An 18343-nucleotide genomic window follows, 5' to 3' on the forward strand; every position below is an offset into this window, starting at 1 on the left:
GGAGAAAAAATGTTTAAATATCTTGTTATTATCGTCCTTACGGCAGTTATATGTATTGTGCCTCAAAAAGGGAAGGACAAAAAGGGCGACAAAAACAAACCTTCTGAAGTGTCGATAGAATTAAATATTCCCGCTTCACTGGCTAATGTCACAATTCCGAAAGAGATGAAAAAACTTCTTCAGAAACCTCTTTATAAATTTACTGAAGAGGAACTTGATCAGTATCTTTCATTTTTGCAGGAAACTGTGCCGGGACTAAGGGACAGAATTCAGATTCTTGCAAAACAGAACATGGGACAGAAATATGACATCTACCTTCTCGGTGAGTTTCCGTTTGAGATAAAGGATAAACAACCTCTGTTCAACCTGAACAAGAGTGATTGTGTGGTATTCAGCGAGCACATATATGCCATGTCGCTAAGTCACAACTGGAAGGAATTTTTTGCGATGTTGCAGAGAATCCGCTACAAAGACGGCGAAATCGGCATGCTCACGAGAAACCATTATACTGAAGCTGACTGGGTGAAGAACAACACCTGGCTTATAACTGAAATTACGGATGAAATCGGCGGAAACGCTGTCGTGAAAACTTCTTCCGAGATTGACAGGGCTAAATTCTTCAAAAAACACGGTATAGGACAGAATATACCCAAAGAAAAAATTGAATGGACTTATATCCCTGGTGATTCCCTCTACAAGGTGCTCCCTTACTTAAAAACAGGTGACTTTGTAAATATCGTAAGGGCATATCCCGGAAGCGAACCGTGGGTTGGACATGTAGGACTTGTCTCCGTTGAAAAAGACGGACAGGTTAATTTTATGCATTCTGCCGATCCTGTGGTTAAGATTCAGACGATTCAGTCGTACTGGGATGAATTTAAGGCAAAGAAAAAGAAAAACGGTTGGAATTTCCTCGGATTCCGGTTCTACCGGCTGAATGAAAATGCCATTGAAAATCTGAAAAAGATTGACGGACCGAGAGCTCCAAAGCTCACCATTTATGGAAATTAGCAGTTGAAACACATTAAGAACACGGAGAAAAGATGAAAATAGGATTTGTAGGTCTTGGTAAAATGGGAGCAAACATGGTTGAGAGACTTCTGCTTGGTGGACACGAAGTGGTGGTCTATAACCGCTCTGAAGGGAAGGTAAAAGAAGCAGTTGCCAAAGGCGCTGTTGGTTCCACCTCCATAGCAGACCTTTGCTCTAAACTCGAAGGAAGAAAAGTTGTCTGGCTTATGGTTCCCTCGGGACAGGCAGTCGACGATAACATCGCTGAGACTGTAAAATATTTGAACAAAGGCGATATCATAGTTGACGGTGGAAATTCATACTGGAGGGACACACAGGCACGCAATAAAATGGTGGAAGAACTCGGATTTGAGTATCTCGACTGCGGTACCAGTGGCGGAGTATGGGGTCTCCAAAACGGATACTGCCTCATGTACGGCGGCAAAAAAGAAGCTGTTGATTTTATTCTCCCCGTTCTCGAGACACTCGCACCAGTTGGCGGTCATGCTTACTGTGGAACGAGCGGTGCAGGACATTTTGTTAAGATGGTACACAACGGAATTGAATATGGAATGATGCAGGCTTATGCCGAGGGATTTGAGATAATGGAGAAATCCCCGTTCAACATCGATCTTGAGAAAGTAACAGGAATCTGGCAGCACGGAAGTGTAGTCAGGTCATGGCTTCTTGATCTTGCAAATCTCGCATTCAAGGAAGACCCAAAACTTGAAAAAGTAAAAGATTTTGTTGCCGACAGCGGTGAAGGAAGATGGACAGTACAGACAGCAATAGATTTTGATGTTCCCGCTCATGTAATAACCACTTCGCTTTTTAACAGATTCCAGAGCCGTCAGGATGAAAGTTTCGCGATGAAAACCCTTTCTGCTCTCAGAAACAAGTTTGGCGGACACGAAATGAAAACCAAGGAGTAAGAAGCAAGTGCCGGCTGATCAAATACTGGTAATTTTCGGAGCCTCGGGTGACCTGACCGAGAGGAAACTGATTCCCGCACTCTATGCGCTAAAGCAACGGGAGTTGCTTCCAAAGAATTTTGCTGTTCTCGGGACAGGCAGAACCTCGATGACCGATGATGAGTTCCGAAAGAAAATGGCTCAGAAAGGGGAGGGATATGACGATGAATTTCTCTCTCAACTTCATTACATCTCAATTGATCCGCTAAATCCTGAGAACTACTACCAGCTTCGTGAGAGACTGAGGCAGATCGACCATGATTTTGAAGTAAAAGGCAACTACATCTTTTATCTTGCGACTCCACCACTTCTCTACGAAACCGTGGCAGAAGGACTTGCCGCTGCAGGACTGAACCATAACGAACCGAATGGCGGACTTAAAAAACTTGTAATCGAAAAGCCGTTCGGATACAGTCTTGAAACTGCCAAAGCTCTCAATAAAAAGCTTTTGATGTTTTTTGACGAGAATCAACTCTTCAGAATTGATCATTACCTCGGCAAGGAAACTGCTCAAAACATTCTTGTTTTCAGATTCGCGAACGGGATATTTGAGCCTCTTTGGAACCGGAACTATATCGATCACATTCAGGTGACTTCCTCCGAGAGCATAGGAGTTGAAAACAGGGGCGGATACTATGACACCGCCGGTGCATTGAGGGATATGGTGCAAAACCATCTGTTGCAACTTGTAGCGCTTGCTGCGATGGAGCCCCCTGCAGGATTTGATGCCGACTCCATCAGGAACGAAACGGTTAAAGTGTTTCAGTCAATCAAACCTTTTTCAGATAGTGATATCCGAAAGAATGTCATCAGAGGGCAGTACATCGCTTCAAAGATAAAAGGCGAACCGATTGGTGCTTACAGGGAGGAAAAGGGGGTTGACCCTCACTCCCGTACCGAGACCTTTGTTGCGCTTAAATTCTTCATTGATAACTGGAGATGGGGAGGTATCCCGTTTTACATTCGAACCGGGAAAAGGCTTCCTACCCGGGTAACGGAGATTGTGGTCCGGTTTAAGAACACCCCTCACCGCCTTTTTAGAAGTATATTTGACGATGAATCGGGAACAAACCAATTAATCATTCGGATTCAACCTGATGAAGGGATACTCATTCGGTTTGCATTAAAGCAACCCGGTGCAGGTTACCAGGTGAAAAATGCCTCACTGGATTTCCATTATTCATCATTATCGGAGGGGAGACTTCCCGAAGCATATGAGCGTTTGATATATGACTGCATGATGGGTGATTCCACGCTTTATACACGCGGAGATGCACTTGAAGCCTGCTGGAAATTTATCGATCCTCTGTTGCAGGCATGGAAAGAGGATGAAAAAATTAAGATTTACGGTTATCCTGCGGGTACCTGGGGTCCAGAGGAGGCGGATGCACTTCTGCACTCCAACGGACAGACTTGGCGTTATCCGTGCAAAAACCTGACTGATGATGAAACCTATTGTGAGCTTTAGATGAAGGATGTGATAAGAATATACCCGTCACCTGAGATGTCGGCATCTGCCTGTGCAGCTTTTATCGACAGGCAAATCGGGGAAGTGTTGCAGGAAAAAGAGTTTGTAACGATGGCACTTTCGGGAGGAAGCACCCCGGCGCTTCTTTTTTCGGCGCTTGTCGGAGAGTATTCGAACACAGGTTACTGGAACAAGGTTAAGTTTTTCTGGGTCGATGAAAGGTGCGTGGCTCCCTCTGACCCTGAAAGCAATTATGGAAATGCAAAAAATCATTTTCTTGATCCGCTCAACATTCCCGAAGAGAACATTTTCAGAATTCAGGGTGAAAACAAACCTGAAGAGGAAGTGAAACGATATACGGGAGTACTCGAGGCACAACTTGGCCCTGAGTTGCAATTGGATATCTGTCTTCTCGGTATGGGGGCAGACGGGCACACCGCCTCAATCTTTCCTCCTGCGATCAAGCTGATGGAGAGCAAAGAAATCGTTGCGGTGGCTACACATCCTGATTCGGGACAACGCAGAATAACAATCACAGGTAAATTGATAAATAAGAGTAAAACAACAATATTTTTAGCTTTTGGCAAAGAAAAGAAAAGCGTTGTGGAACAGATACTTAATAACAAGGGGCGGGAGAAATACCCCGCAGGCCTTGTGAGCAATTCCTTTAGCGGAGTTGTCTGGTATCTGGATACTGAAGCATACAGACTGCCGTAAAGCATCATTTAGTATTTTTTTCATTGGAGAATAATATGATATTGGCATGTGACGCCGGTGGAACCAAAACGGTTCTTTCGGTATTTTCGATTGAAGGTAAAAAACTTACAGCCCACAAGTCGGAAAGATACAATTCGACTGATTATGCGAGCCTCGAAGATATAATTTGTCATTTTTTAAGTGATACAGGTTATAAAATTGAGACAGGGTGTGCCGGTGTTCCCGGTCCTGTGGTCGACGGAATCAGCAGTTCCACAAACCTTACCTGGGCAATGGATGAAGCTGTGATTGCCAAAGCAACGGGCATTCAGAATTTTAAGCTTGTAAACGATCTTTACGCTCTCGCTTCCGCAATCCCTTTTCTTACTGATGATGATCTGCTTACTGTTTATCCAGGTTCACCAACCAACGGATATGGCGTTAAGGCTGTCCTCGCACCCGGAACGGGTCTCGGTCAGGGATTCCTTGTACCTCTCGGTGACGGAAAGTTCAAAGTGATTCCTTCAGAGGGAAGTCACGCAGATTTCGCACCGGTTGATGACCTGCAAATTGATATGATGAAGTTCATGAAAGCAGAATACGGGCGCGTAAGTGTCGAGAGAATTGCTTCAGGGCTTGGTCTCAGGGGTATCTACAAGTTTTTAAAGGAAACAGGTATCGCCACACCTTCCGCAGAATTTCTCGAAGCCATCGAGACAGAGGATCTGGCGGCAATGATCTCAAAATTTGCACTTGAAGGTAAAGATGAACTGGCTGTTTTGGCTCTTGAAATCTTCATCCGGGTGCTCGGAGCTCAGGCGGGAAATCTGGTTCTCACACTTATGGCAACGGGTGGCATCTACCTCGGTGGTGGAATTCCTCCGAAAATAACCGAAAAGATTATCGAAGGTTCCTTTGTTGAGACCTACACCAAAAAAGGGAGACTCAGCTATATTGTAGAGAATACTCCCGTTTATCTTATCAAAGACAGCGCCGCTGGGCTTCATGGTTCAGCTTATATAGCTGCCGGATTGATTTAAATTTCAGGAGATGGAAAATGAGTAAAATTGAAAAACTCGCGGAACTTGGTCAGTCGCTTTGGCTGGACTTTATCAGTCGCGATTACATAAACGGAGGAAAACTTGCCGTAATGATTGATGACGGATTAAGGGGGATCACCTCAAATCCCACCATCTTCGACAAGGCGATTGCCGGAAGCAATGCGTATGATTCTGAAATAAGGGAATTGCTGGCAAAGGGAGCCGGAACACTTGAAATTTATGAGCAGCTTGCGATTAAGGATATAAAATCCGCTTGCAAAATGATGCTTCCCGTTTATGAAAAGACCAAAAGGCTGGACGGATATGTCAGTCTCGAGGTTAACCCTAAACTCGCATACAAAACTAAAGAGACAATCGAGGAAGCGGTCAGACTCTATCAGGCAGTTGGTGCCCCTAATCTTATGATCAAGGTGCCGGCTACAAAGGAGGGAATACCCGCGGTAAAAGAGCTTGTTTCGCACGGTATTTCAGTAAATGTAACACTGATATTCTCGATCGACAGTTATATTGAAACTGCAATGGCTTTTATTGAGGGACTCGAAATTCTGAAAGCAAACGGAGGAGATGTTTCAAAGGTTGCTTCCGTAGCATCATTTTTTGTGAGTCGAGTTGATTCCTCGGTCGATTCAGCACTTGAGAAAGCGGGCAACACTTCACTTCAGGGGAAGATTGCTGTCGCGAATGCAAAGATCGCCTTTAAGGAATTCGGGAAGCTCTTCTCCGGCGAACGCTGGGGAAAACTTTCTGAATCGGGTGCCATGCCTCAGAGAGTTTTGTGGGCGAGCACAGGTACAAAGAACCCCGCATATTCTGATGTTTTATATGTTGATGAACTGATTGGCAGTCCTACGGTAAACACGATGCCTCCTGCAACAATAGACTCGTTCCTCGATCACGGGAAACTTGAAATCACGCTTGACAAGGGTGTGGAAGAAGCAGAAGCACAGGTTGCGGCTCTTGCCGGTGCGGGTGTCGATCTTGCTGCGATTACAGATAAACTCCAGACAGATGGCGTCAGGCTTTTTGCCGAGTCATTCGATTCCCTTCTGGGGTCTGTTGAGAAAAAGTCGCTTGCCATTTTGAGGGAAGGGAATACGGTTAATTTCCACCCGACAGTATTGGCGGATTCTTTGGCATCAGGCATGAAAAAACTTGCTGAAGAGGATGTTCCCGGCAGAATATTTGCCCGTGATCATACCGTTTGGAGTGATTCTCCTGTCGAAATATCCAACAGACTCGGCTGGCTTGACAGTCCGGCGAATACATATTCCTCCCTCGATGAGATAAACAGTTTTGTTGCCAATATCAAATCGGAAGGTTTTACAAATGCGCTCCTCCTTGGCATGGGTGGTTCCTCCCTCGCTCCCGAGGTTTTCAGCCAGATGTTTGGTACTAAAGAGGGATATCTTTCTTTGGAGATTTTGGACAGCACTCATCCGGCCGCGGTTCTTGAGAAGGAAGCAAAGCTCGCCGACAGGAAGACTCTGTACATTGTTTCCACAAAATCAGGCGGTACAGTTGAAACACTTTCATTTATGAAGTATTTCTTCACTTCCGTGGCAAATAAATTCGGAAAAGAAACTGCTCAAAAAAGATTTATTGCGATTACCGATCCCGGAAGTGGTCTCGAGGATATGGCGAAATCACTCGGATTCAGAAAAATATTCATAAACGATCCGAACATCGGAGGAAGATATTCCGCTCTCTCTTTGTTTGGCATGGTTCCCGCAGCTCTCTGTGGAATTGATATAAAAGACCTGCTTGATAAAACCTTCATGATGGTTGCCGAATCAAAACTCGCTTCAGGATCTCCTGCCGCGCTGGGTGTTCTGATGTCTGAAGGTGCCAAAGCTGCTTACGATAAAGTCACTTTCATCACTCCGGGAGTTTTCTCGTATTTCGGACCCTGGGCAGAGCAGTTGATAGCTGAGAGTACGGGAAAAGTTGGGAAAGGGATTTTACCCGTAGAGGGAGAAGAAGTTCTCGATCCATCAGGATATGCAGGTGACAGAATATTTGTCTACCTCTCCGATGAGAAAACGGGAGAATTGAAAGACAAATTTGATGCGCTCGTGGAAGCCGGCCACCCCGGAGTAGAGATAATCGTTCCCGACAAATCTTTCCTCGGTTACGAATTTCTCCGCTGGGAAATTGCCACTGCGATCGCGGGATGGGGATTGGGTATCCATCCGTTTGACCAGCCTGATGTTGAATCCGCAAAGGTCTCTGCCAGAGCAGTACTTAAACAGTACAAGGAAGAGGGAAAGCTGCCTGAACCAGTCGTAGCTTTTGAAGAAAACGGTTTGAAGGTAGTCGGCGATATTTCCGCCAAAGAGATCAAAGGAGCGATTGCTGAATTTATGAAAAATCTTCACGAAGGTAACCCCGGCGATGACCTTAGAAGCTACCTCTCCATTCAGGCTTATGTGCCTTCATCTCCTGAAACAGATCATCTTTTGAAAGAAATCAGGGACAGATTTCAGACGAAATACCGTCTGGCTGTCTCAACAGGATACGGTCCGAGATTCCTTCATTCAACGGGTCAGTTGCACAAGGGAGACTCAGGTAACGGTCTATTCCTTCAGGTGATTGCAGGTATTGATAAAGATGCCATGATCCCCGAGGAAGCAGGAAATCCCGAGGGTTCCATGTCGTTCGGTACACTGGTCGTTGCTCAGGCAATGGGAGACCGGTCTGCACTCACAACCAATGGAAGAAAGGTCATTACCTTTTTTGGCGGTTCAGATGTGAGAGCAGTTCTTGAGGTTATAAAAGCGGCAATTTAAACCATTTTGCATGAAGACCTGTCAAAAAAGACGGGTCTTCTGCAAAAATATTTGGAAATTGAACTTTTTTTATCGTCATATCCTCTATTTACTTGCAGGTTTGGGAAAATTGTCTTTTATTTGGCAACTTAATTGGGAAAATTGATGGATGACGCATCTTTTTTTAATAGTGAGAGCGCAAATAGCGTGAAAATTAATAATATTAATCTCTTTTTGTTGCTGGTTTTCCTTTCTTTTTTTAGCGCAAACGCCCAGCAGGCGAATCTTGCTGCGGGTCCGATGCCTTGCTACACCGAGAAGAGGGAGGTATTGATTTGGTTACAGACTTCCTCTACTGCGCGGGTTTCACTTCAGTACTATCCGGTTGACAACATTTCTGAAAAAATCACTTCTGATGAAATAATCACTACAGCATCCGACGGATTTACCGCCCGGATTATCCTCAAAAGACTCGATCCGGGAAAAACTTATAATTATGACCTCTACATTAACGGGGTGAAGACAGAAAAACCGTGGAAGTTTTCTTTTAAGACTCAAAAATTGTGGGAATGGCGTGAAGATGCGCCCGATTTCTCTTTCATCACCGGCAGTTGTGCCTATGTGAATGAGGAAATATACGACAGACCGGGAACCCCATATGGCGGTGACTATGGGATATATGAAAAAATCGCAGCCAACAAGGGTGATTTTATGCTCTGGCTCGGTGACAATGTATACCTTCGGGAGGCTGAATGGGCAACGCGCGACGGGATGATTTATCGTTACTCCCACACCCGTGCACTGCCTGAAATGCAGCAGATGCTCGCCTCAATGCACCATTATGCCATTTGGGACGATCACGATTTTGGTCCCGACGACAGCGACAGAAGCTGGAGAAACAAAGCCGATGCCCTCGATGTTTTTAAGATGTTTTGGGGCAACCCGACTTACGGAGTGGAAGGGAAGCCCGGCATTACCACTTCTTTCAGATATTCAGATGCTGAGTTTTTTCTTTTGGACAACAGATACTACAGGACACCCAACAACCGTAAAACGGGTGAAAGAACCGTCCTTGGTGAACATCAAAGGGAATGGCTGATAGATGCTCTGGCAAAAAGCAACGCTACATTTAAGTTTATTTGTATGGGCGGACAGTTCCTGAATCCTGTGGCAAGATTTGAAAATTATGCCAATTTTGAAGAAGAGCGGAAGTGGTTGCTCGATCATATTCTTGCTGAGGGAATCAAGGGTGTAATTTTCCTTACCGGCGACAGGCACAGCTCCGAAGTGGATGTGATGCCGAGGGAGGGAAGTTACCCGTTGCATGAATTTACCATATCGACATTTTCCGCAGGAGCAAGTAATTCTGCTATTAAAGAGGAGAACTACTTCCGGAAAGAAGGGACACTTTTCACGGAGAGGAATTTTGCAAAAATTTCAATCACAGGGAAGAAAAAAGAGCGTGTTCTTACTTGTAAATTGTTTGACAAAAACGGAATCGAAAAATGGTCGTATTCCATAAAAGAGTCTGAGTTAGGGAAGTAGATGTTAATTTGCCGTGATTGTGACAATTGTCACCTCCGGGTTGAATCAGGTTATGATATGACATGGCGCAAAAATTTTTTCACTATTGATAGTTATCTTGCATAAGATTTAATCAAAAATGTTTTAATAAGTATGAATTCCGAAACACCAAAGAACAAAGCCGTTTTCAACTACGAGGATCACAACATCCCCGTGGGTGAAGGTATTCCCGTTGAGAGCCTGATGCTCGACTACCGGATTGCCAATACAGTCGGCTCAAAAGCTTTGAGTTTCATAAGAAAACATGTCAGACTAAACAGCGTCGAAACGAAAGTGTTACACACTTCATCCAAGTTTAATGTCGAATCTCTCCCCGAGGATGAGGTCTTCGACTTCGTCAATATCCGGTCTCTGAACCATATCCGCTACTTGAACAAGTTTTTTGAAGCAGTCAACAGGAAACTCCCTGAAAATGGAGTTTTTATCGGCACATTCGAGACCTTTTCGCAAAGAAGACGCAGGATATTCAGCAAATACAAAAAGTGGGTGGCAGCGCCTGTCTATTTTGTAGATTTTATGTTTCATCGTGTCTTCCCCAAGATGAAAATAACCCGAAAGATTTATTTTTTCCTGACGGGTGGATCAAACCGGGTTTACTCGCTGACCGAAGTGCTGGGCAGACTTGTCTCCTGCGGGTTTGAGATTGTGGAATACAAGGCTTTTGAAGAGCAGACCTACTTCGCTGTAAGAAAAATTTCAGAGCCCGAGTACAACGAAGAACCATCTTACGGACCTCTATTCAGAATGCGACGCATCGGAAAAAATGGCAAAGTTATTTTTGTTTACAAGTTCCGCACTATGCATCCTTATTCAGAATATCTGCAAAAATATGTTTATGAAAGAAACAGTCTCCAGGACGGTGGAAAAATCAGGGATGATTTCAGAGTAACCTACTGGGGAAGAATTATGCGGAAACTCTGGATAGACGAACTTCCAATGTTTATAAATTTCTTTAAAGGAGAGTTAAAGCTTGTAGGTGTAAGACCTTTAAGCACTCATTATTTGAGTCTCTATGATGACGAACTTCGGGAAATGCGACTTAAGCACAAACCGGGTTTGCTCCCTCCATTTTATGCCGATCTCCCAACCACACTCGAGGAAATCATCGAATCGGAGAAAAAGTATCTCCGTGCCTACGATCAATACGGTCTGATTACCGATGTCCGCTACCTCTTTGCTGCCATGTACAACATCCTCATAAAAAGAGCAAGAAGCAACTAAACTCGAAGGCTGAAAGAAGAAGGCTGAAGGCTGAAAACAAATATTCGCTATTCATCCTTCGCCATTCATCCCTCTCCATTCATCCTTCATTTTTCAAACTTTTTGTATATTTGCCCGTTATTTCATCTAATTTAATCATCATCAAACGGAGTCTTTATGAAAAAGATCTATGCAGTTCTCTTTGTTTTGTTCTTTGTACCCTTGACATTCGGACAGTTGGTCCCCAAATTCGGTTTGGGTGTGAATGTCGGAATGGCATTACCCCAGGGTGATATGGGTGATTTGTATAAAACAGGATATGGCGGAAGTCTCACGGTTATACTCCCTGTTCCGGGACCATTTGAGGTGTCGGCTTCTGTCGGTTATAATCAGTTTAAATTTAACAATGATTACATAAACAAACTTTTTAAAGAAGCTACCGGTACTGATCCAAATCTGGATCTCGATATGCCTTTAAGCGTGGTACCAATAACTGCAAATGCGAGATATTATTTTACTCCGGCTCTTGTTCGTCCTTATGCCGAGGTAAATCTTGGAGTATCGATTGCCACCATTAAGGCAACCCTTCCCGATCCAATACCCGGAAATCCTTATCATGTAAAGACTTCTGAAGCATCAGAAACAAAGCAATATCTCGGAATTGGTGTTGGTGTGGTTTTTGGAATCGGTGTTGTAGCTAATCTCGATGTGAACGCAAGGTATGCCCTTCTCGGACATGAATTTGCTCAGCAGACTGTCTCTACATCGGGCGGAAGCACTACCTACACAGAATCGAAATCGAACGGATCATATTTCGGAATTTCCGCAGGCGTAAGAGTAAAATTATAAAAAAATTCCCGGTGACCCTCCCGAAAAGGGAGGGTGCCGGGATAGCGATCATTTGCTTCTCAATGTTACTTGAGGAGAATCATCTTCTGGGTGCTCACGAATTTCCCACTCGTAAGTCTTGCAAAATAAACTCCGCTCGCCAATTTTGAACCGTCAAAAGTGAAGTTATAAAGTCCGGTGTTCATCGGTCCATTCAATAATGTCTGAACAAGTTTACCATTACTGTCATAGATGTGAAGTGTAACTTCGCCATCATTCGGCAGTGAGAAGGATATTTTGGTCGATGGATTGAACGGATTTGGGTAGTTCTGATTCAGTCTGAATTCAAATTTGGATGTATTGAAATCATCGACTGAAGTTGGGGTCATACCAAGTTTCTGCATCTGCTGATAGGTCAAAGGATTTGTGTACTGCATATGTGCACCGTCAGCCACATCTTCTCCGATTGGAATCCAGTTTTTCGATGGTGCAACAGGGTCTCCTGTACTTCCCATGTATTTCAGGAAGTCCATTTTAAAGGAGGTCTGATAGTTGTTAGGTATGGGGATAACACCTTTAAGGTTCGACATGGTGCTGTCAGCAGGATTCCAGGTTGCAAACTTAATGGCACCTGTTGTATTGAATTCAGTGATTGCAGGAATGGAACCGCCAAAGTTTGCGTGGCAGTCTGTACATGTTCTGGCACCAGTTTTTACGATGGTATGTGAGGAGTAAACACCAATTGCGTAAAATGATTTGTTACCCTGATAGGTGAGACTCTGCATCGAACCGACACCTACTTTATTGTCTTTTACCCGGTTTACGAGGAAAACGAAATCTTTCATTTGCTGGCGAGGTCTCTTAAGGTGATGTTCAACCTGCGAGTCAAAGTGGCAGTTGTAGCATGTTATAGCCGATTTTGCATGGCATGAATTACAGTGGAGTTTCCCTTGGTGCGGGTCATATCCGGCATGTGCAGCAGTAAGGGTAACATGGCAACCTGACTGCTGGCAGTCGGTTTTCATGGCTCCGGGTTGCAACATCGAGTTGTACTGAACGCCGTCACCGTGCATATCCTCTGTACCATGGCAGTCCCAGCATTTCATATTTACAGCTCTGTGCACATCATTGTAACCGAGAGAAATTTCGGTATTTTGTCTTGAATGGCAGCTTTTACACTGGGCTTCTTTAAGTGAATCAGGATTGAAAGCACTGTTTGAGGGATGGCAATCGATACATGATGGTGAGTAGGTACCTGTATAAGCCTGTCCGTCTGCATTGGTTGCTCCGTGGCAGCCTTCACATTCAAGATTGGGATGAGTTCCGGGAACTCCGGTTAGACCCTCGAAACCGCCGTTGGCGGCTGAATACCAGAAGTACTTACCGGCGCGGGTTTTATGAAGTGAAGTGTTAAAATTCTGAGGTTGTGCAAAGCCGTCAGATGTTAGAAACAATATTAATGCTAAAGAAAATAGCACGGTAGATATTTTCATTGGGATTACTCCGTTGAATTAATCATTAGATTGTGGTTTATGTGTTTTTGTATTTGAAATTTCAGTTCGTTTACTTTGGGGTGTTCGTTGAGTGAAGTGAGCATTTCGAGATAATGAAGTGAGTTTTCAAGGCTGCAATAAAGCCAGAGAATGGAAATGGAGAGGAGGCAAAAATCATCTTCCTGTGAAAAGCCGGGTCGTTGTTCGAGCTCACAAATGAGATCTCTACAGGGGCAGTCCTCCAACTCCAAATCGGTCTTGAAAATAAACCCGGGATTCTGGACCACCAGAGGCAAAAGATAGTCCAGTGCTGACAGGGGATTCCCGAGAAATATTTCACACAATACAAGTTTTTTCTTTACTGCATCGCTGTTTCGTACGCTTTCCGGAAGCCTTAGAAAAACCTCTCTGGCTTTAGCGTAGTTTCTGACTATAAAATAATTGTTTGCTAACATTTCTGACATAGTGCAGTAATGCTGCAAAAACCTTGCCAAAAAAAAGCTGGATTTAACGAGCGGAAATGAGGATAAAAAGGAGGCATAATGAAACATGATGTTTCATTAGAGCGCTAATTGAGAGATAAGTTGTCTGATTAAAACGGGTTAGGGGATAAGAAACAAATCGTTTCACAATTGAAACAATTTATTTCTCTTCGATGCCAAGTGATTTCATTTTTCTCCAGAGGGTGGTTCGTCCCATGTTCAGCTCAGATGCGACTTTTCCTTTGTTCCACCGGTGTCTGGTGAGGGCTGTGAGAATTCTTTCCTTTTCGGAGAAATCGTGGCTGAACATTGTGCTTATGAACCGTTCGTTTTCTGTTGATTCCGCTTTACGGGCACTTTTCAGATTTTCGGGAAGTTTTGAGGCAGTAATGCGGTCATCATGACGCGACCTGACAAAAAGATATTCCATCACATTCTCAAGTTCACGGATATTGCCGGGCCAGTCATATTTCATTAACACATCGAGGGCATCATCGTCAAGGAATTTTTCCCCTGACTTGAAAATGCTGGAGAATTTTTTCAAAAAATGATGGACGAGCAATGGAATATCATCCCTTCTTTTCCTAAGGGGCGGGACAATGATCGGTACAACATTCAGTCTGTAGTAAAGGTCTTCTCTCATTGTTCCTGAGGCAAGAGCGCGGTCGATATCGATATTCGTAGCTGCAATTACCCTGACATCCACTTTTCTCGTGGTTGACTCACCCAGTCTTTCGAAAGTCCCTTCCTGAAGGACACGAAGAAGTTTTATTTGCATCGATAGCGGTATTTCTGCTATCTCATCGAGGAAAATGGTACCGGTGTCTGCAATTTCAAATCTTCCGGTTCTTTCCTTGTGTGCGTCTGTAAATGCCCCCTTTGCATGACCAAACAACTCACTGACGAGGAGATTGTCATGGAAGATCGAACAGGAGACTTTCAGGTAAGGATTGAACCGTCTGTTGGAGAGAATCTGAATGGCATTTGCAACCATTTCCTTCCCGGTACCCGACTCACCTCTTATAAATACCGGGACATCACTTGAAGCCACATCCTGAATAAGATCAAAAATTTCCCTCATTTCGGGGGTTCTTCCCACAATGCCATGGAAATCGGTTTCTCCTTCAAGTTCCCTTTTCAACTTCTCAATTTCCGAGACGGGTGTTACGGAGATAATTCCTCCCTCGGGTGTGCCGTCGTCAGCGCGCAGGAGAGAAGCTGACATTTTCACCTGCTTCCTTTCACCGCTTGAAGTGCAGATTTCGGAATAAAAATCGTTCACCTTTTTCTTTGATTCAAGTACCATTAGCATGGGACATTTGACACAGCAGTTTGACGGCTGGAATACCCGCTTGCAAATTTTGTTCAGTACTTCTTCCTTCAGATGACCGGTCAGTTCCTCGGCGGCACTGTTGAAATAGGTAATCCTGAGATTCTTGTCCACAGTAAACACTGCTTCACTAATTGAGTCGAGTATCTGGTCTCTAAGATTATCCATATTCTATTTGTTGAGTGGTTTCAGGGTAAATATTGTTTTGACAGCATTCAAAATGGCTTCTTTAAATTTCTGAAGATTGACGGGCTTATTGAATATGGCTTCCGCTCCTGCTTCTGAATAAGCAATGTTTTCGCTTTTACCGAGCCCGTTTCCGAGAATTATCACAGGTATCCTTGCCCTGTCGAAGGATGAGTTGATACTTTTAATCAGGTCAAGTCCCGTCCTCTCATCGAAGGAATGTCCCGAGATTACCAAAGCTGGTACAGAATTGATGATACTTTTTGCAGCACTTTCGATATCCTTAAATTGATCAACCTCATAACCCGGCAGGAGATTGGAGATGATCTTTGCGTACAGTACCCGGTCGGTGGCACTGGATTCCACGAGAGCAATACGGGATGAGGCGATTGGCAACGAGAGGTTGAAGGTCGTCCCTTCTCCTTCCTTGCTTGTCAGATCAATACTCCCTCCATGTTTCTCAACAATTTCCTTTACGAGGCTTAAACCGAGACCTGTTCCTTTTTCACCGGCAGTACCGACAGTTGTGAATTTTGTGTCTACCTTGAAAACCTTGTCCAAATCCCCCTTCTTTATTCCGACTCCTGTATCCCTCACAAATACTTCAAGGAATCGGCCCTCCACTTTCCCTGTAATCCCGGCGGTAATCAAACCTCCTTTGGGAGTGAATTTAATGGCATTGGAGAAGAGATTGTTGAAAACCTGCAACACAAGATTTTGATCGACAAAAACAACCACTTCCTCAGGTATATTATTTTGAAGTGTAATATTTTTTTGCAGGGCTGTTCCGGATACTGCAGAAAAAGATTTACTGACGATAAGATGCAGATTTTGTTTGACGGGTTCGAACTTCATTTTTCCTGTCTGGAGCCGTGTCCAGTCGAGAAGGGAGTTTACCAGTCCAAGCATGATTTTTGTCGAATCCTGAATATAAGTGATGTATTTTTTCATCTCTTCGGGCGACATTTCCTCGGAGAGAAGGAAATCGGTAAATCCCAAGATGGAACTGAACGGGGTTCTCATGTCGTGAGAGATAATCGAGATAAATCTGTCTTTGGCTTCGTTCAGTTTTTTCAGGTTTTCGGTGGACTGGTTAATTTCGTCTTCAGCCTGCTTTTGTTTTGTGATATCAGAAACAAGCCCGAACATTTTTACAATCTTGTCGCCCTCCCTCACGAAAGAAATTTTATTTTTTACCCAGATTGAGGCGCCGTTTTTTGCGATTATTCTGCATTCAAGAGCACCGCCGTTTTTGTATTTGTTCCTGAGCAGGTTTTTGAGGTCAAGGAAATAGCCATCGAGGTCTTCGGGGTGGATTATCCTGAACCAGAAATGGTTGTTTCCGACAAATTCTGAGACTTTAAAACCGGTCATGGCGACAAATGAGGAGGTGACAAAAACAGGAGAGAGCCGGTTTTCGACTATTTCGGAGACCCACAAAAAGTCATCAATATTCTCGGCTATACTTCTGTATTTTGCTTCGGACTCCTCGATCAGTTTCCTGGCGAGCCTCATCTGAGTGATGTCCCTGACGATTAGGACATTAAAGGTTTTGTTGTTAAATTCGAATGAAGCTCTCGACACCTCTGCGATGAAAGCATTCCCGTCTTTTTTTACTCCGTTAAATTCCTTTCCCTCTGTTGAGTTCAACGGGTCATCTACAGGATGTATGAAGGAATTGAAGCTTTTCCCGATAATCTCGAGTTCAGAATCATATCCGAATATTCTCACAAAGCTGTTGTTCACAAAGATGAGAGAATCCGCTTCTTCAACGGCAATTCCATCGTTGGATGCCTCGAAGATTGACTGCATCAGAAGGATGTCCTGAGTAGTCTTCTCCCTTGAGGAAATATCCCTTATCAGGCAGGCAAAGCTTGAGAATGTCTCGTCTTCCTCAAAATAAACGAAAGTAACTTCCGCCGGGAAGACTCTGCCGGTGCTCGTTTTAGCTCTTAAATTTCTTTTTTGAATGCCGGAAGTTCGCACCTGGTCAATTACGATGCTCTCATCCGTAAAAAGATCGTTAAGATTCAGGTCTCTTTTTTGTGAATCATATGAGAGGATCGAGTAAAATCTTTCATTTGCCTTAATGATCCGTCCTTCATTGTCGAATTCGCAGATGAGGTCTTCGGATGAATTCAAAAAGGTTCTCAACTGCCGGTTTGTAAGTTGCAGAGCCCGTTTTTCCTTTTCCTCTTCGAAAATATCCCGGCAGATAATGGTGGCGCCGCCCTGGGAATCGATATTTTCGATCAGTCTGAACTCACCGAGTCCGGTGTTTTTTGCAGAGTTGTAGAGAGACCTGAAAACACCCCCCTTGAGTAACGGCGGGAAGTGGTTGATAATCAGGGAGACATTTTTGTTGAAGACCTCAAGTTTTTTGTAGCCAAAAAAGTTTTCGGCTTCCTTGCTCCATGATACGATTTCCTTTTTTTTGTTTACGGAGAAAATCGCCAGCCCCCCTTTTTCAGCGAGAACTGCGTAAGTCGAGAGTTCTCCTATTTGCTTTTCAAGAGATTTCAAATTCATCTCCTGATGCGACACATCATCAAGGGTGAACAGAATTCTGGGTTTTTCGTCAGCATCGAAAAAAGGAATTGACTTAAGGTTCAGAAAGTGTAATTCCCGGTCCTTTTTAAGTTCAATCAGAGTGGATGATTGCAGTTCTGTCACTTTAATGGAAGTCGGATTCAGTTTCAGGAGTGAAAAAACAGACTCTTTCAGGACAGGTGAACTTTCGCTTAAATACTTGAAGACCTGTCGCCCTCCGTAAAAAAGAATTTTACCATCATCCTTTGTTATGAAGACGAGATCGTACAATGACGAAAGGATGTCGCCGGTCTTTTCATAGTGGAGATTCGTACTCATTACGAGTTCGGGAATTACCCGGAGATCCTCCACTATTATCAGCCCACCTGAAAAGTCATCATCCGAATAAAGAGGAACACATTTACAAATCAGGCTTATGTTTCTTTTCCCCGAACTTATTCTTCTTATCTCTCTTTCGAAGGCTATTCCATCTTTTACTTTGAGGAGGTCTTCAGCAAGATCGACATAATCGAAAAGCCGGGTTTCAAGAAGATTGACGGATTGGTTGTCCTCCGAAATTGACTGATTAAGAACTCCCATCCTGAAGAGGGCGGAGTTGATGGATGTGGTCACGAGGTCGTTGTCGAAAATCACGATCCCAATCGGAAGTGAATCCACGGGCAGGAAAGAATAAGCGGAATTGTCTGTTTTTTTCTTTGGCATAATAACTGAGATTAAG

13 protein-coding genes are annotated in these 18343 nt (G+C 44.0%); 9 read left to right on the forward strand and 4 right to left on the reverse strand.

What is annotated here, in order from left to right:
* The first annotated feature begins 9 nt into the window (after nt 1–9).
* The 9 genes from J0L60_04145 (at nt 10) to J0L60_04185 (ending at nt 11605) form a co-directional block, all read left to right on the forward strand.
* Nucleotides 10–1011, forward strand: a complete 1002-nt coding sequence (locus tag J0L60_04145) for a DUF1460 domain-containing protein (protein ID MBN8545305.1) — start codon at nt 10–12, stop codon at nt 1009–1011.
* 32 nt (nt 1012–1043) lie between these two features.
* A complete protein-coding gene (gene gnd / locus J0L60_04150) occupies nt 1044–1943 on the forward strand; it encodes a decarboxylating 6-phosphogluconate dehydrogenase (protein ID MBN8545306.1) in 900 nt (299 codons plus the stop codon).
* Nucleotides 1944–1950: 7 nt separating this feature from the next.
* A complete protein-coding gene (zwf, locus tag J0L60_04155) occupies nt 1951–3450 on the forward strand; it encodes a glucose-6-phosphate dehydrogenase (GenBank protein ID MBN8545307.1) in 1500 nt (499 codons plus the stop codon).
* A complete protein-coding gene (gene pgl, locus J0L60_04160; GenBank protein ID MBN8545308.1) occupies nt 3451–4167 on the forward strand; it encodes a 6-phosphogluconolactonase in 717 nt (238 codons plus the stop codon).
* Between the two features lie 35 nt (nt 4168–4202).
* Nucleotides 4203–5186, forward strand: a complete 984-nt coding sequence (gene glk, locus J0L60_04165; protein MBN8545309.1) for a glucokinase — start codon at nt 4203–4205, stop codon at nt 5184–5186.
* A 17-nt stretch (nt 5187–5203) separates the two neighbouring features.
* Nucleotides 5204–7993, forward strand: a complete 2790-nt coding sequence (locus tag J0L60_04170) for a bifunctional transaldolase/phosoglucose isomerase (GenBank protein MBN8545310.1) — start codon at nt 5204–5206, stop codon at nt 7991–7993.
* 144 nt (nt 7994–8137) lie between these two features.
* Nucleotides 8138–9517, forward strand: coding sequence for an alkaline phosphatase family protein (locus J0L60_04175; protein ID MBN8545311.1), 1380 nt, complete (start codon nt 8138–8140; stop codon nt 9515–9517).
* A 132-nt stretch (nt 9518–9649) separates the two neighbouring features.
* Nucleotides 9650–10777 carry a sugar transferase gene (locus J0L60_04180; protein ID MBN8545312.1) on the forward strand — a complete coding sequence of 376 codons (1128 nt, stop codon included), beginning with the start codon at nt 9650–9652 and terminating at the stop codon, nt 10775–10777.
* A gap of 156 nt (nt 10778–10933) precedes the next feature.
* Nucleotides 10934–11605 carry a hypothetical protein gene (locus J0L60_04185; GenBank protein ID MBN8545313.1) on the forward strand — a complete coding sequence of 224 codons (672 nt, stop codon included), beginning with the start codon at nt 10934–10936 and terminating at the stop codon, nt 11603–11605.
* A gap of 65 nt (nt 11606–11670) precedes the next feature.
* Here J0L60_04185 and J0L60_04190 read toward each other — a convergent pair whose 3' ends face one another.
* The 4 genes from J0L60_04190 to J0L60_04205 all read right to left on the reverse strand — a co-directional run bounded on the left by J0L60_04190 (nt 11671) and on the right by J0L60_04205 (nt 18327).
* On the reverse strand, nt 11671–13077 hold the full coding sequence (locus tag J0L60_04190) for a T9SS type A sorting domain-containing protein (protein ID MBN8545314.1): 1407 nt from the start codon (nt 13075–13077) through the stop codon (nt 11671–11673).
* A gap of 5 nt (nt 13078–13082) precedes the next feature.
* Entirely contained in the window at nt 13083–13541 is a 459-nt protein-coding gene (locus J0L60_04195; GenBank protein ID MBN8545315.1) for a hypothetical protein, read from the reverse strand.
* A gap of 178 nt (nt 13542–13719) precedes the next feature.
* On the reverse strand, nt 13720–15057 hold the full coding sequence (locus tag J0L60_04200) for a sigma 54-interacting transcriptional regulator (protein MBN8545316.1): 1338 nt from the start codon (nt 15055–15057) through the stop codon (nt 13720–13722).
* A 3-nt stretch (nt 15058–15060) separates the two neighbouring features.
* Entirely contained in the window at nt 15061–18327 is a 3267-nt protein-coding gene (locus J0L60_04205) for a PAS domain S-box protein (GenBank protein ID MBN8545317.1), read from the reverse strand.
* Nucleotides 18328–18343 lie beyond the last annotated feature (16 nt).

It is taken from the genome of Ignavibacteria bacterium (assembly GCA_017302895.1).
GTDB lineage: Bacteria > Bacteroidota > Ignavibacteria > Ignavibacteriales > Ignavibacteriaceae > UTCHB3.